This window comes from Vibrio sp. 811, assembly GCF_033339195.1.
The window spans coordinates 1-658 of the sequence record NZ_JAWOUB010000486.1; the positions used below are offsets into that span (position 1 = coordinate 1).

Sequence of the window (658 nt, forward strand, 5' to 3'; positions counted from 1 at the left end):
CTTTCGCTGAGCGCAGCACCCGAAAATGCGCTGTTTTTCTCTTTCAATTGAGTCAGCGTATCGACGTAAAGTGCGATGCTCTGTTCGTCAGTTTGACCTTTAATGGTTGGCAAATACGCGATCAGTGAAGCAAGCTGCTGAGTTTCCGCATCACCTAAAATTGGGGTCAATTGCTCTGTTAGGCTTTGTCCAAACGTTGGCAGTGGCGTACTGCTTGCGGCGGCGGTTGCCGCACCGGTTGCTGAGCCCGTTGTTGTCATATTCGTCATATCCAAACCTCTAGATCACCATACCGCGCATCATGGTTGGTCGCTTTCGTCTTTTACCCTGCACGCCTTGCAACTGATGCTGTTGCTGCCTGCGGCGCTGAACTTCTTCGATGAGTTCTTGCTCTGCGTGTTGCATTAACTTCGGCGAGGCGTTTAAACCGCCAAGCAGAACTTCTCCTGCTACGGGGCCAACACCGAGTCCTTCTAATAGCTCACTAAAAATGTCATTTCTTTCATCCGCATTTCGAATGGCTAACTCTGCATTTTCAATAGCTTGGGTAAAGGGTTGCTTCATATTGATTCCTATCTTAAAGCGTGTCTTCTCATTGGCGCTGTCAGTAACAGTCGAGAGTTTTTACATTTTTCTCTTTTTCAGTGGGCGATAGTCT

General features: G+C 48.0%; 1 protein-coding gene and 1 pseudogene. Both read right to left on the reverse strand.

The window, feature by feature from the left end; genetic code table 11:
* Nucleotides 1-275, reverse strand: a pseudogene (locus R7Q46_RS27635) (Type III secretion cytoplasmic LcrG inhibitor); the annotation flags it as partial.
* Nucleotides 276-279: 4 nt separating this feature from the next.
* Nucleotides 280-564, reverse strand: coding sequence for an LcrG family type III secretion system chaperone VcrG (vcrG, locus tag R7Q46_RS27640; RefSeq protein WP_005464408.1), 285 nt, complete (start codon nucleotides 562-564; stop codon nucleotides 280-282).
* Nucleotides 565-658: the final 94 nt, after the last annotated feature.

What these genes read in the sequence shown, in the direction of transcription:
- vcrG (WP_005464408.1), bottom strand. Translation starts at nt 564, where the DNA reads ATGAAGCAACCCTTTACCCAAGCTATTGAAAATGCAGAGTTAGCCATT.